A 12916-nucleotide genomic window follows, 5' to 3' on the forward strand; every position below is an offset into this window, starting at 1 on the left:
CGCGAAGATGACTGAACCCGACGGACGAAGGACCACCGAATGACCTCCCAGCCCCACTCATCGACGAGCAACACGGATGCTGCGGCCCCGGCCGCCTGGTTCGACGACGCGTTCGCCGGGGCGCCGCTCATGGCGATCCTTCGCGGCATGGGCGTGGAGCGCTCGGTGCGCCTCTCCGAGACCGCGTGGGACCTCGGTATCGACTCGGTCGAGGTGCCGCTGCAGACCGACGAGGACGAGCAGGCCCTTCTCGCGGTCGTGGCGGCCGCGGCCGCCCGGGGCAAGAGCGTCGGCGCGGGCACCATCATCACGCCGGAGCAGGTGACGCGCGCCGCCGACGCCGGCGCGGTGTATCTCGTCTCGCCGGGTCTCGACCCGGTGGTGGTGCGCGCGGCGCAGGAAGCCGGCATCCCGATCCTCCCCGGTGTCGCCACCCCCAGCGAGGTGCAGCTCGCCGTCTCCCTCGGGCTGACGTGGCTCAAGGCGTTCCCGGCGACGTGGCTCGGCAGCGGCTGGTTCAAGCACATCCGCGGCCCGTTCCCGCAGGTGAGGTTCGTCGCGACCGGCGGGCTCGACGCGTCGAACGTCGACGAGTTCCTCGATGCGGGTGTTCGCGTCGCCGCCGTCGGTTCCGCTCTCGAGGACGCGTCGCAGCTCGAGCGCCTCGCCGCGGTGCTCCGCGCGCGGACCGGTTCCGCCCGATGACCTCCGACGCAGACCGCTCACCCGGCGCAAACCGCCGGCCGGAGCGGCACCTCGTGACGGGCGAGCAGCGGTTCGCGATCGGCGAGACCGATTTCCTCCTCGACGGGGAGCCGTTCCGAGTGCTCGCGGGAGCCCTCCACTACTTCCGCGTGCATCCGGGACAGTGGGCCGACCGCATCCGCAAGGCGCGGCTCATGGGACTCAACACCATCGAGACATATGTCGCCTGGAACGCCCACGAACCGGTGCGCGGCGAGTGGGACGCCACCGGCTGGAACGACCTCGGCGCGTTCCTCGACCTCGTGGCGGCGGAGGGCATGCACGCGATCGTGCGCCCCGGACCCTACATATGCGCCGAATGGCATAACGGCGGTCTGCCGGTGTGGCTGACCGGCCTCGAGGGCGTCGGACTCCGCCGCTCCGAGCCGCTCTACCTCACCGAGGTGACCGCCTACCTGCAGCGCGTCTACGACATCGTCGCCCCGCGCCAGATCGACCGCGGCGGGCCGGTCGTGCTCGTCCAGATCGAGAACGAATACGGGGCGTACGGCGATGACACCGCGTATCTCGAGCACCTGGTGCGGGTGACGAGGGATGCCGCCATCACGGTGCCCCTGACCACGATCGACCAGCCGACCGACCAGATGCTGCGCGACGGCAGTGTCGCGGGAGTGCACCTGACCGGCTCGTTCGGCTCGCGCGCCGAGGAGCGTCTCGCCACCCTTCGCCACCATCAGCCCACCGGACCCCTCATGTGTGCGGAGTTCTGGGACGGCTGGTTCGACTGGTGGGGCAATGCCCATCACACGACGCCCGCTGCGGCGACGGCCGCCGAGCTGGACACCCTGCTCGCGGCCGGGGCGTCGGTGAACTTCTACATGTTCCACGGCGGTACGAACTTCGGCCTCACCAACGGGGCGAACGACAAGGGCCGCTACCTGCCGATCGTCACCTCGTACGACTACGACGCGCCGCTGGACGAGCGGGGCGACCCGACCGACAAGTACTTCGCCTTCCGCGAGGTCATCGCCAAGTACGCCCCGGTGCCCGAGGAGGTGCCGGCGGTCAGCGGTCCCGCTCCCGTGTTCGAGGTCGCGCTCACCGCTGTCGCGGTGCCGGCCGAGGCGGACGTGCCTGTGGAGACCGCCGAGCCGCGTCACGAGACACCGCCGACCTTCGAGGAGATTGCGCACCTCAGCGCCCTCGTCTCCTACGAAGCGGAGCTGCCGGGTGGTCAGGGTGGCGTCCTCCGTTTCGGCGAGGTGCGCGACCACGCCTGGGTGTCGGTCGACGGCGTAGCGGTGGGCGCTCTTTCGCGCACGCGCCACGAGGACGCCCTCGTCGTGCCCGGCGGACGTCGAGTCCGGGTGCTCGTCGAGGAACAGGGCCGCGTGAACTACGACGCGCGCCTGGGTGAGCCCAAGGGCCTCATCGGACCGGTGAGCCTCGGCGGTGCGCCGGTGACCGGCTGGACGGCGACGCCGATCGACGTCGCCGCGCTGGGTGCGGCGGTGGCGGATGCTGCGGGCTCGCCCGCGGGCGTGGCCGGATCGACGGTCGCACCATTCCTGCTGCGCGGTTCGTTCTCGCTCGAGTCGATCGCCGACCTCTTCCTCGACACCGCGGGGTGGGGCAAGGGCTACGCGCTGGTGAACGGCTTCCTCCTCGGTCGGTATTGGAGCAGCGGCCCGCAGCGGACGCTGTACGTGCCGGCGGCCGCCCTGCACGCGGGGGAGAACTCGGTCGTCGTGATCGAGCTGGATCGCGTCACCGATGCCGTCGCCCGTTTCGTCGCCGAGCCGGAGCTCGGGCCCCGAGAAGAGTAGCCGGCGGGGAGGGATCGTCGGCCTCGGGGTAGCTTGGCGGGATGCCCGACTACGTCCGACCGTCGGCGACGACGCCGCTGTTCGCCGACGCGCTCGGACGGCCGATTCACTACGGCCAGCGGTGGGGTGCCGACGGACCGCCCGACGACTCCTACTCTGTGACGAGCAATCTCGAGCGCTTCGCGGTGTGCTCCATGATGTCGCCGATGCGCTCATCGCGTGGCTCGCGGAGACGTACGACGTCTCGGTGGAGGAGACGCCAGAGGCTGTCGCCGATCTCCTGCGAGCTCCGACGGATGCCGTGCGCGTCGTCCGTGTTCGCCCGGCGGACGCGGATGCCTCGCCGCTGACGTTCGTCTTCACGTCGTTTCCCGGCATCCCTCTGCAGGCCGGGCTGCTGTTCGACTCGTCGTACCCGACCTGCGGGTGCGACGCGTGCGACGAGACAGGGGAGAGCTGCGGGAGCTCGCTCGAAGAGGCGGTGTTCGCGGTCGCCGACGGCGGGCTCTCGGAGGCCCGCACGCCGGGCGTTGAACTGTCCTTGTCATTCCGGCTGGATTCTGCCCGTGGCTCGACCGGAGGTTCGTGTCGCGAGGCCGACTATCCCGTCGAGCGCCAGGCCGCCGCGAGGGACCAGCTGACTCCGCATCGCGTGTGGGCGCCGTGGCCTCCGCGATCCTGAGCGGCTGACGGTCAGATGTCGCTGAAGTCGTTCGAGGGGCTCTGGAGCTCGGTGACGACGTCGCCGTTGAGCCCGGCCAGGATGAACTCCCGCCCCGGCTCCCCGGGACGGCTCAGCGATTCCACGCCTTCCACCTCTTGCCCATCGACGCCGAGATAGTCCGCCTGCCCGTCGCCGTCGGCATCCCATTCGTCCCATCCGCCCATCGTGAGCACATCGTCGCGGGTGGACCCGACGGCGATGCCGCTCGTCGTGCGGACGGGGATGCCGCCGACGGTGGCTGCGAGGATGGCCACGCTCGCGGGACCGTCCTTCCAGACTTTGACGGAGATTTCCTTCCATGTGTAGGCGGTGCCCCAGACTTCTCCGTGGCCCCACATGTCCTCGAAGTCTTCGCCGACGCGGGGTTCTCCTGTGAGCTGCTCCACGAAGGCGAGGAGCGGTTCCGGATCGTCGAACGAGAACGACTGGGGCTCGCCGCCGTCGGTGAACGTCATGCCCTCGACGCCGAGGGAGATCGCGCCCGCCGGTGTCGGGGTGGGCGTCGGTGTCTCGCTTGGCTGTGCGGCGGGGATAGGGGAAGACGTCGTCGATGGTGCGGGCACCCCAGTAGCACAGCCGGCAAGAACGAGGGCGCTGGCGACGAGGAGCGGCGAGAGGCGGCGAAGCACCAGACCAATCTAGGTGACAGGCCCCGCCGCCGTCGGCGGGATGCCCGCACCGTGTGGAGAGTGCGCGAGGACTGGTTGACTAGGCGGATGCCTCTGGCCGCTGCCCGGGTCGCCGTGTGCGGTCCCGCCTCCTGGAACCACCTGATCGTGCTCGACCGGTTGCCGGATCCGGTGCCGCACATGCAGTTCGCACGGGGGGACCTGCACACGGTGGGCGGCACCTCGGCGGGCAAAGCCCTGCACCTCGCCGACCTCGGCGTCGACGTCACGCTGCACGCCTTCCTGGGCGCCGACGACGAGGGCCGTCTGGTTTCGGCGGCGCTGGAAAGAGCGGGCGTGCGCGTCGAGGCGTATGCGTCCGAGCGCACGGAACGTCACGCGAACCTGATGACACAGGCGGGGGAGCGGGTGAGCCTCTATCTCGCGACGCCGAGTGCGGCATCCGTCGACGCCCTCGAGCGGATCGGGGCTGCTGTGGCCGCCGCCGATGTCGCTGTCGTCGATCTGAGCGCGGCGGGTGTCGCGATCGTCGAGAGCCGGCTCGCCGGTGCGGGAGGCGCCCCCATCTGGACCGACCTGCACGATTACGACGGTTCGGCTGAGTTCCACGAGCCGTTCTTGCGCGCGGCAGACGTGGTGTTCATGAACGACGATGCGACGGACGATCCGTGGGCGCTGATGCAGAGCTGCCTCGACCGCGGACCCCGACTCGCGGTCTGCACCATCGGCGCGCGCGGTGCGATCGCGCTCGCCGCATCGGGGGAGCGGGCCACCGTCGCGGCGCAGCCGGTCACGGTCGCCGACACGAATGGCGCGGGGGATGCGTTCTTCGCCGGCTTCCTGGCGGCGTCACTCGCCGGTGCGGACCTGAACGGATGCCTGGAATCCGGCGCCCGTCAGGCCGTCATCGCCCTGTCGTCGGACACCTGCATCCAGCGGTCGTCGGAAGCGGAGAGGCGGGCGTCACCAGCGCGCTTCGGTGACGACTGCCGGCTGCGCCGAGGCGTCGTAGACCCGGACCCACTCGGGTCGCACGACGACGACGGCGAAGCCCTGGTCGAGCGCGCGTGAGCCCGGGAACTGCTCGTTGTACGCGGCACCGTGCTGTTCGCGCGACGCGCCCGACGTGATGGTGGCGACGCCTTCGACCTGCACCGTCATGTCGCCCTCCGTGCCGATGACGACGGCGACACGGCCGTTCTCGCGCAGGTTGTGGACCTTGCGGGAGTCGTCGGAGGCATCGAAGATCAGCGTTCCGTCGTCGAGGGCCGCTATCCCGACCAGTGCCGCTTCGGGCGCGCCGGAGGGCGCGACGGTGGCCACGACGGCGCGGCCCTGCGCGCGGACGAAGGCGGCGAACGCGGCGGTGTCGCTGGGGTCGAAGGTCACCGGCTCACAGTAACGGCAGTCGTCGGCAGTGGGGAGCGGTGCGGTGAGCCGGGGCGGCGAGGCGGCGGGGCGGTCGGGCGGCGGGGCGGCGGGGCGGTCGGGCGGCGGGACGGTCGGGCGGTCGGCGTAGAGCCGGCGTACCCTCGCTCCCGGGGCGGCAAGGACTCACAAGCCTCGCAGCAAACGTCACCACCTCCCTGCGCCGGCCCTGACTCACGCCGCGCCGAACCGTCGCGGCGACTTGGATCGGAGCACGACCGGATCTCCGATCCCACCGGTCACCGGGTCGGGCGGTGGATGGAGCCAGTAGGTGTCGGCAGAGCTGGCCGGATCTCGGTGGCGGGTGATGCGCCATCGCTGATTGTGCAGGCGAAGGTGGCAGTTGCGGCACAGGGGAACGCCGTCGTCGACATCGGTGCGGCCGTGGTGATCCCACCAATGGTCGATGTGGTGGTACTCGCAGTGGGAGATCGGCGCCCCGCACGACGGCCAGATGCATCCACCGTCCCGGGCGGCGATCGCGATCCGCTGCTTGCGGCTGAACAGCCGCAGCTCGCGGCCGACATCGAGCGGCCTTCCGTCGGGGGCCCAGACGACCGGAATCGCGCCCGCATCACAGAGGTGCGCCTCGACGACGCCGCCGGGCAGCGCGTGCCCGCCGTCCTCCAGATGACCGACGCCGGTCACCCGCGCCGCTCCGCGCTCGTCGATGGCGGTGATCGCCGACGAATCGACGAGGATCCGCACACCGGGCTGCCGGTCGCCGAATGCCTGCTGCGGGTCGGCGTCGGCTCCTGTGCGGAGCACCGCGATGATCGTGTCGTATTGCAGCTGTTCGTTCGTCCGATCGTCAGCTTCTGCGTCGCGCGCCCTCTCGGCGGCATCGGCGCCGACGAACCGCGGCCCACGCCGTGGGCGCAGGGCGGCTTGGAGGAGGGCGTCTACCCATGCGCCCGCTTCGTCGTCGAAGAGGATATGGGCGTGGCGCTGTCCGCTCTCGTCGATCCACCGGCGGAAGGAACGTACGGCGAACCGCTCCTCGAAGCGCAGCGTCACGCCCACGGGATCGAGTCGGTCGCGGGCGATGCGTGCCTGGTTGCGCAGGCCTTCCACCGGCAGCGTCGCCGCTTCGTCGAGCAGCAGTCGCACGGCCCGCGACCACGCCTGCGGCAGGAATTCGGCATCGAGCTCGGGATAGCGATCGACCGGCGGTTCACCGAGACCCGCGCGGATCGCGTGGAACTGCGCTTGCGAGAGCGTCCCCGCCACAAGGGCATCGCGAACCAGCTGCAGCCACTCGGGTGCCGCCGGTGTCGGCGCGGCAGCTGTCTGAGACCACGTCCCCGTCCCGGGCGTGACTGGTTCGGACGCGAACGGGGTCATGAGCGCCAGCTCTTCTCCCGCCCGCACGGCGCGAGTGACATCACGGCGACCGAGGCCCGTGATCTGCTGAACCAGCGCTGTCCCGGTGCGCAGCCCCTTGCGCTGCGCGAGTCCGCCGTATCCGCGATCGCGCGCCGATCGTCGCGAGACCTCCGCCGAGGCGCTCGCGACGACCAGCTCCAGGGCCTTGCGAGCCTCGGCGGTGTCGCTGAGCAGCTTCAGCAGATCGTCGTCGCCGAGCTTCTCGACCCCGATTCCGTCGGCGTCGAGCCGCTGGGCGACGCGGGCGACGGCATCCGTCAGCCGTATCGCCGGAGGCGACGACGTCAAGAGGTTCATAGAACAAAGGTACTAAGAACCTCCGACATCGAGCATATGCCGGGTCTCGACGCCGCCGCCGACTATGCCTACGCTCGTGCCTGTGGTGGACCCGATGCACTTCGAGGCGAGCGCCGACGACTACGCCGCGGCTCGGCCGTCCTACCCGGCCGCGCTGTGGCAGCGAATGCGGACGCTCGGGCTGCTGAGCCGAGGCGCTCGCGCGCTCGATCTGGGTGCCGGAAGCGGGCAGGCGACGGGGCCGCTGCTCCACGCGGGACTGCGCGTCACCGCCATCGAACCGGGACCGCGTCTCGCCGCGCACCTTCGCGCGGCTCACCCCGTCGCCGATGTGCGCATCTGCCGGGCGGAGGACATGCAGTTCTCCGCGTCGAGCTTCGACCTCGTCGTCGCGGCGACCTCGATCCACTGGATGGATCTCGATGTGCTCCTGCCGAAGATATATACGATACTTACTTCCCGAGGTCGTTTAGCCGTGTGGCGCAACGTGTTCGGCGACGCCGACGCCCCGACCACCCATTTTCGGGCGCGGATCGCTGAGATCGTCGCCGCGCGGCAGGCACCGCCGCGCCCGGGTCCGCCCGCCGAGGACCTCGATGCGACGATCGTGGCTCTGACGACATCGGGTCTGTTCGAGGTGACGGATGCCTCCACCTACCGATGGACTCTCGAGCTCGACGCGGCTGCGATCGGGCGTCTCTTCCGCACGTTCAGTGACTGGTCAGCCGGCGAGGTGGAGCAGGCGGTCGAGGCCGTGAGAGCTGTCGGCGGCACCGTCACCGAGCACTACTCGTCGTGGCTGGTGGTGCTCGCGCCGATCGAGCGGCCATCCACGCCGTGAGTGCCCGGAGTGCGCCAGTGCGCGACGGCCGACTGGAGCCGGCCTGGACCATCGCGCCGTTACCGGAGCGTGGCCGCGGGCTCGGGGCGGTGCACGCCCCGGGGGCGGTAGCCGAGGGCATCGGAGACGCCCGCGAGATCCGCGAGGTACCAGAGGATGGCGAGCCACATCTCGGTGCCCTGCAGGCCGGGCTCGGTCTCGGCGAGGCCGCGGGTCGCGGGAGCCGGCTCGCGGAACGAGAAGCCGGCGCCCGGCACCCAGGTCGACAGCGCATCCGACAGCAGGCGCGTGGCGAGGTCGCGCACCTCGTCGCCGCGATAGCCCGTCGCGCGCGTGAGCCACAGCGGGTGCGCGACGTCGAGCACGTTGCACGCGTTGCGCGCGCCGGCGGCGAACCATCGCGGGTCGCGCGCGTGGCGCAGCACGGTGTCGATGACGCGCTCGGGGTAGGGGATCGGCACCCCGAACTGCGCGAACGTGCCACGCGAGGCCCGGTAGAAGCCGTTCACGACGGGCAGCAGGCCGCCGTCGGCGGTGGGTGAACCCCACATGCCGGTGTGGGGGTCGACGTTCATGACCAGCCAGCCGAAGAGCGCCTCCTCCACACCCGCCGGAATCGGATGTCCGGCACGGCGTGTCCACAGAAGCGCGGTGCCGAAGCCGTCGATGTGGTGGCCGGCGTTCCACGCGTCGGAGGCCCACGGCAGACTCTCGCAGAACGCGATCACTCGCTCCGGAGTGGCCGCGGTCACCCACGTGAGGGGAGCAGGAAACGAGGACCCCAGCAGATCGAGCGCGTACCCGACGCTCAGCACGTGGTACGCGACATCGCCGTGCGAGAACCCGAGACCCGCCTCCTGACGGCCATCGGAACCGAGAGGTGCGACCGCGCCGGTCCCGGAGTCCTGCCAATCCTGCAGCCGCCGGACCTGCGCCTCCGTGGACGCCTGCGGCGGCGCGGTGCTGAGCAGCAGATCTGCGATCTCGATTGAATCGCCCTGTGCGCGCACCGTCGGCGCTGCGCCGGGGCGGTCTGCGAACAGCTCGAGGTCGTCGTTCCAGGAGCGCTGGAGGAGAGCGGATGCCTCCTCCCGCGCGCGTGCGGCCAGCTCGGCGACCCGCTCGGCAAGGCCCGCGGTGGCGTCATCGGATGCCGCGATGAGGGGTGCGGCAGCGGCCGACGTCGCCGTCCGGCTGCCCGGCGCGGCGGAGGTGTCCTGCGGGCGAGTAGCTGAAGCGAACGTCCCACCCGCCACCGGATCGTCCGTGCCGCGCGCCGCCGCGTCGGCAGCGGCGTCGGGCGCGATGCCGGTGTCATCGGGCTCGACGCGCCAGCGGATGAACCGCGCGGGGTTGCCGCCGACGACGGCCCCGGCGGGCACGTCCTTGGTGACGACGGCGCTGGCGGCGAGCACCGCATGGGACCCGACGCGGACGCCGTCGAGGATGACGACGTGGGAGCCGATCCACACGTCGTCGCCGATCTCGATGCCCTTCGACGTGAGCGGCTGGCGGAAGACCGGCGTGCCGGACTCCATCGAGTGGTTGAAGCCGAGGATCGACGTATGCGCGCCGATGCGCACGCCGTCGCCCATCGTCACGCGTCCGCGGATCACCGTGTACGGGTTGATGCTGCAGTCGGCGCCGGCGAGCAGGTCGCCGGTGAGGTAGGCGCCGGCGGCGACATAGGTGCGGTCGCCGAGCCGCAGCGAGTCGTTGTCGATCGAGGCGAGCTCGGAGATGAAGCACTGCTCGCCGAGCGAGTGATCGGCGCGGCCGTCGACCAGCGCGTGCTGGATCGCGAGCTGTGCATCGCGTTGATCGACCGACGCTTCGCGCCAGAAATCCCAGGGCGAGTACTCGTGGGCGGCGATCGCTGGCATAGGGAGGGGCTGACGGGAATCGAACCCGCGCTGTCTGCTTGGGAAGCAGAAGTTCTGCCATTGAACTACAGCCCCGATGCCTTGAAATTACTGGGATCAAGGATCCCTGTCAAGGCGGGGTGTACACATTGGTGTACACATGGCCGTGACGTCCAATTGCTCGGCGTCACCCCTTCAGCGTACCTGCTGCGTCGGCGAACGCCGCAATCTCCAGTTCTCGCAAGACGGGTCGCCCGGCGGCTGGTGAGCAAATCTCGCGCGAGCGCCGTCAGGGCTATGTGCGCGAGATCACTGTCATGGACGGCTGCTCGGTCGGCGTCAACTCGACCACGGATCACCAGGCGAACGAGCCACCGTGGCATCGGGGAGGGCGTGCAGGGCTCTACATGTTCAGCAGGTGCTCGGGGTGCGTAGGCAGGCGCTCGATGAACGCTTGGAGGTCCGACACCAGATACAGCGGCTTGGTGCCGGAGAAGTGCGGAACGACGTCTCCAAGGCGAACGTGCTGTCGCAGACGCGACGGGCTCATCCCGACCGCCGCGGCGGCCGAGGCGTGGTCCAATGCCACAACGGCCTGCGTCGAGTCGGTGTCGGCGGTCAAGATGCTCATGGTCAGCTGCTCGGTGGTGTCGCGGCATCCGGTCGGTCGGATGAGGGCCGCCCAAGATTCGATGTCAGGCCGGCGAGCCAGCCGGCAGTACGCGCTTCCTGGACCCAGTACGCCGCGGTGCGCTCGGGAATCTCGAGCTCTTGGGCGATGAGCTTCAGGGGAGCGAGTCCGGCGAGGGCTGCAGTGCCATAGAGGATCTCGATGACCTCCCAGCGCTCGTCCTTGACGCCGCGCTTGATGACCGCCTGCGCCATCCATACGGGGATGATTCGGCCCTCCGATGATGTGAGGTCAGCGACGGTAGTTGGCCTCGCTTCCGGGCTGTCGTCGAGGAGCAGTGCGATGCACCGGGGAATTGCGACCTGCAGTATCGCTTGAGTTGCGACGTACTTCAATCGGTCCTCAAGAAACTCAGCGGCGACTGCCTCGTTGGTGAGTTTCGTGATCACGTAGCGCCCGCGATCGGGTTCGTAGTGCGCCTCGATGGTCGTCTGGATGCCGGACTCCTCGTCAACGGCAATCGCGACGAACCCAGGTGCGATGCGGAGCGTCGCGCCAACCGCCTCAGTAGCGTCCGTCGCTGTCATGTCGTTGCCGTGCAGCGTCTTCACTTCGACCTTCACCCCCGGCGTTCGAGGACCGTCCTGGCGCGCGTTGGTGCAAGAGAAGCAGCGGCCCCGCCCAGGATCCCGACTTGGGCCCCTGTGGCCGAACCGACGTCGGGGCCTGACTATCGCCCAATGCAAGCGTCTCGCGCCCCATGCGGTCGACAATCCGTGATGAAGCTCGGCCCGCTGTCGATGGCTTGCCGGCGCCGGAAAGATGTCCATCACGCGGGCGGACGTGGGGCGCGGAGTCGAGACCACGGGCCGTGTGGCTCTCCTGGATGGTCGCTGGGCACGACGCCTCGCGGATGCTGCGAGCCGTCGAGTCAACGAAGAAGCCATCGGTTCCGTCTGCTCGCGATTCTCAATGCCCGCAGACGCCATTTACCGTTTCGAAGGAAGCGTAGACCGTGATCGCCCAAGCCTTTTCCACCGCACGCTGGAAGATTGCCGATGGGTTGCACATGCAGCTCTTCGACGGCGAAGTCCGGTCGAGCGCGGCGCCACTATGCTCGCCGAGGAGGAGCGTCAGTATGCGGAACAGGTGCATCTGCCTGTCCAGATGCTCACCCGTTGTGCGGGATGGCGGTGCCGCCTCGGCACATGGCGCGGATGCGCCGAGGCGCCACGCTGGCGTGCTGGCTGCGGACGGTCAGACACTCGCGGGTGCGGTGCTCATGTTCAGTCCTCGCCGAGCCCTGCCGCCGAGACGGTGTCGGCGCCCGCGGCCTCGAGCTGCTTGTTGAGCAGGCGCAGGTCGAAGAGGCCCTCGATCGAGCCCTCCTTCTGCGTGCCCGCCTGGATGCCGTTGTCGACGAGCGTCTCGAAGGTGTCGGCGTGCGGGTCGACCGAGAACGTGACGTGCTCGAGGGCGCGGGCGATGACCTCGTCGGCGAGCGGCTTGCCGGTCTCCTTCTCGATCGCGCCGTTGATGACCGCGGGCGCCTCGTCGGGGTTGTCGGCGATCCACTGCACGGCGGCCTCGTGGCCCTTCAGCAGGTCGGCCACGACGTCGGGGTGCTCGTCGAGGAACTCCTTGCGCACCAGCAGCACCGTCGTCGGGAACTCGCCGTCCTTCCAGAGGTCGGCCTCGTCCTGCAGCACGTGCGCGCCGGCGTCGATCACCAGGCGCGAGACCCACGGCTCGGGCAGCCACGCGCCGTCGAGCTGGCCGTCCTGGAACAGCGTCAGCGTCTGCGCGTTCTCGGTCGGCGTGATCTGCACGTCGCCGCCGCCCGAGGTGTCGGTCTCGAAGCCCTGGTCGGCGAGCCACACCCGGGCCGCGACATCCTGCGTGTTGCCGAGCTGCGGGGTCGCGATCGTGGTGCCCTCGAGGTCGGCGGGAGTGTCGATGCCGTCGCGGACGACGAGCGCCGCACCGCCGGTCGCCGCGCCGGCGACGATGCGCGCCGACTCTCCGCCGGACTGGATGAAGGTGTTGATCGACGGGTTCGGCCCGATGTAGGTCGCGTCGATCGCGCCCGCGGTGAGCGCCTCGATGGCGGCGGGGCCGGCGTTGAAGACCTGGGTGGTGATGGTGACGTCGTCGCCGAGCGCGTCGGCGAACAGGCCCTCTTCGAGGCCGACGAGCGCCGGCGCGTGGGTGACGTTGGCGAAGTAGCCCAGGCGCAGCTCGCTGGCCGAGGGGCCGTCGCCACCGGCAGAGGTCTCGCTCGGGGTCGCGGCGGGCGAGGCGCAGCCGGCCATCATCGCCGCCACGAGTCCCAGGGTTGTGAGTGCAGTCGCGGTGCGGATTTTGTTCACGGTGTCGCCTCCCCAGTTCGTGATGTGTCAGCCCTCGTTGGCCCAATCGGAGGCTAGGAGAGAGCAACCCCCGCAGCCAGACGATCGTTAATCGAAGACTTCTCGTGCAACCATCCGATATCCAAGTTGCGTTCGGTATTTCTGGATCGCGACCAACAATGACCGTCGCACAGGGTGTTTTCGCGCTTGGTGCGGTTCCCCAGCCCGCTTGACGAACG

The 12916-nt window shown here is 69.9% G+C and carries 12 protein-coding genes, 1 tRNA gene and 1 pseudogene; 6 read left to right on the forward strand and 8 right to left on the reverse strand.

What is annotated here, in order from left to right:
- Positions 1–39 precede the first annotated feature (39 nt).
- From Q9R08_RS03615 to Q9R08_RS03625, 4 genes and pseudogenes are all read left to right on the forward strand, one after another.
- On the forward strand, positions 40–705 hold the full coding sequence (locus Q9R08_RS03615) for a bifunctional 4-hydroxy-2-oxoglutarate aldolase/2-dehydro-3-deoxy-phosphogluconate aldolase (protein WP_308866454.1): 666 nt from the start codon (positions 40–42) through the stop codon (positions 703–705).
- On the forward strand, positions 702–2531 hold the full coding sequence (locus Q9R08_RS03620; RefSeq protein WP_308866455.1) for a glycoside hydrolase family 35 protein: 1830 nt from the start codon (positions 702–704) through the stop codon (positions 2529–2531). The genes Q9R08_RS03615 and Q9R08_RS03620 overlap by 4 nt, the downstream gene beginning before the upstream one ends.
- Positions 2532–2572: 41 nt before the next feature.
- A pseudogene (locus Q9R08_RS20830) lies at positions 2573–2704 on the forward strand (DUF6226 family protein); the annotation flags it as partial.
- 14 nt (positions 2705–2718) lie between these two features.
- Positions 2719–3213 (forward strand): DUF6226 family protein, encoded by a 495-nt coding sequence (locus Q9R08_RS03625; protein ID WP_308866456.1) that lies wholly within the window; start codon positions 2719–2721, stop codon positions 3211–3213.
- 11 nt (positions 3214–3224) lie between these two features.
- On the opposite strand, the gene Q9R08_RS03630 is transcribed toward Q9R08_RS03625, so the two are convergent.
- Entirely contained in the window at positions 3225–3818 is a 594-nt protein-coding gene (locus tag Q9R08_RS03630; RefSeq protein WP_308866457.1) for a hypothetical protein, read from the reverse strand.
- A gap of 153 nt (positions 3819–3971) precedes the next feature.
- Between Q9R08_RS03630 and Q9R08_RS03635 the strand changes: the two genes are divergently transcribed.
- Positions 3972–4955, forward strand: coding sequence for a carbohydrate kinase family protein (locus tag Q9R08_RS03635; protein WP_308866458.1), 984 nt, complete (start codon positions 3972–3974; stop codon positions 4953–4955).
- Here the strand turns inward: Q9R08_RS03635 and Q9R08_RS03640 are convergent.
- Both Q9R08_RS03640 and Q9R08_RS03645 read right to left on the reverse strand, forming a co-directional pair.
- The gene (locus Q9R08_RS03640) at positions 4848–5273 is read right to left on the reverse strand and encodes a pyridoxamine 5'-phosphate oxidase family protein (protein WP_308866459.1); all 426 of its coding nucleotides are present in this window, start codon (positions 5271–5273) and stop codon (positions 4848–4850) included. The two genes, Q9R08_RS03635 and Q9R08_RS03640, sit on opposite strands and share 108 nt — an antisense overlap.
- 213 nt (positions 5274–5486) lie before the next feature.
- The gene (locus tag Q9R08_RS03645; RefSeq protein WP_308866460.1) at positions 5487–6995 is read right to left on the reverse strand and encodes an HNH endonuclease signature motif containing protein; all 1509 of its coding nucleotides are present in this window, start codon (positions 6993–6995) and stop codon (positions 5487–5489) included.
- 82 nt (positions 6996–7077) lie between these two features.
- Between Q9R08_RS03645 and Q9R08_RS03650 the strand changes: the two genes are divergently transcribed.
- Complete coding sequence (locus tag Q9R08_RS03650) at positions 7078–7836, forward strand: class I SAM-dependent methyltransferase (protein ID WP_308866461.1); 759 nt, start codon at positions 7078–7080, stop codon at positions 7834–7836.
- Positions 7837–7895: 59 nt separating this feature from the next.
- Here the strand turns inward: Q9R08_RS03650 and Q9R08_RS03655 are convergent, their stop codons facing one another.
- From Q9R08_RS03655 to Q9R08_RS03675, 5 genes are all read right to left on the reverse strand, one after another.
- Positions 7896–9719, reverse strand: coding sequence for an acyltransferase (locus Q9R08_RS03655; RefSeq protein WP_308866463.1), 1824 nt, complete (start codon positions 9717–9719; stop codon positions 7896–7898).
- Between the two features lie 4 nt (positions 9720–9723).
- A tRNA-Gly gene (locus Q9R08_RS03660) sits at positions 9724–9794 on the reverse strand.
- A gap of 307 nt (positions 9795–10101) precedes the next feature.
- Positions 10102–10329, reverse strand: a complete 228-nt coding sequence (locus tag Q9R08_RS03665) for a hypothetical protein (RefSeq protein ID WP_308866464.1) — start codon at positions 10327–10329, stop codon at positions 10102–10104.
- 2 nt (positions 10330–10331) lie between these two features.
- On the reverse strand, positions 10332–10952 hold the full coding sequence (locus Q9R08_RS03670; RefSeq protein ID WP_308866465.1) for a hypothetical protein: 621 nt from the start codon (positions 10950–10952) through the stop codon (positions 10332–10334).
- Positions 10953–11615: 663 nt separating this feature from the next.
- Entirely contained in the window at positions 11616–12698 is a 1083-nt protein-coding gene (locus tag Q9R08_RS03675) for an ABC transporter substrate-binding protein (RefSeq protein ID WP_308866466.1), read from the reverse strand.
- Positions 12699–12916 lie beyond the last annotated feature (218 nt).

It is taken from the genome of Microbacterium psychrotolerans (assembly GCF_031085295.1).
Classification (GTDB): Bacteria; Actinomycetota; Actinomycetes; order Actinomycetales; family Microbacteriaceae; genus Microbacterium; species Microbacterium psychrotolerans.